Genomic DNA, 803 nt, shown 5'->3' with positions numbered 1-803 from the left:
CCTACGGGGCCGCGCGCGCGCACCGCGTCGACCAGGGCGAAGCGGTCCCAGGCCGGCGGCAGGTCCAGCCAGACGTGGATGCCCTGCGCATGGCCGATCGCCCCCGGCAGGACGTCGGCCGCCAGGGCGCGCCTCGCGCCCGCCTCCGCCCGCACGCCGGCCAGCAGGTCCTGAGCGACGCCGTCGCGGATCCAGGTCAGGGTCAGGGCGCTGGACAGCGGCGAGGCCATGCCTGTCGCCGCCCTGAGCGCCGCCGACAGCCGCTCGGCCCCGTCCGTGTCGGGCGCGACGGCGAAGGCCACGCGCAGACCCGGCGACAGGCACTTGGACAGAGTGGAGACGTACCAGGTCCGCTCCGGCGCGAAGCGGGCGATGGACGGCAGCGGCGTCTCCGGCAGCAGCCCGTAGGCGTCGTCCTCGATGATCGCCAGGTCGTGGGCGGCGGCGATGCGGGCCACGGCCTCGCGCCGCGCGACGCTCATGGTCGCGGTCGTCGGGTTCTGGATGGTGGGGATCAGATACAGCGCCTGCGGCCGACGCTCGGCGCAAACCCGCTCCAGCCCCTCGGGCGTCACGCCCTCGGCGTCGACCTCGACCGGAACCAGGCCGATCCCCAGATGCCGCGCCAGCGACAGCAGGCCCGGATAGGTCAGCGGCTCGACCGCCAGCGTGCCGCCGGGGCGCACCACGCTGACCAGCAGGGCGTTCAGCACCGCCTGGGCGCCCGGCGCGACCAGGGCCCGCCCCGGCGCGATCCGGCCCAGCAGGGGCTCCAGCCACTGGACCGCCGCGGCCCGCTCGGC

General features: G+C 76.6%; 1 protein-coding gene. It reads right to left on the bottom strand.

All coding sequences use genetic code 11. The features are described 5' to 3' along the window. Positions 1–803, bottom strand: an 803-nt coding sequence (locus G3573_RS21735; RefSeq protein WP_163263694.1) for a PLP-dependent aminotransferase family protein, incomplete at both ends; no start/stop codon positions are given.

The organism is Caulobacter sp. 17J65-9, assembly GCF_010975005.1.
In the GTDB taxonomy this organism is placed as follows: Bacteria; Pseudomonadota; Alphaproteobacteria; order Caulobacterales; family Caulobacteraceae; genus 17J80-11.
Note: the sequence above shows the minus strand (reverse complement) of the source record. Positions and strands in the feature narration are given on the sequence as shown.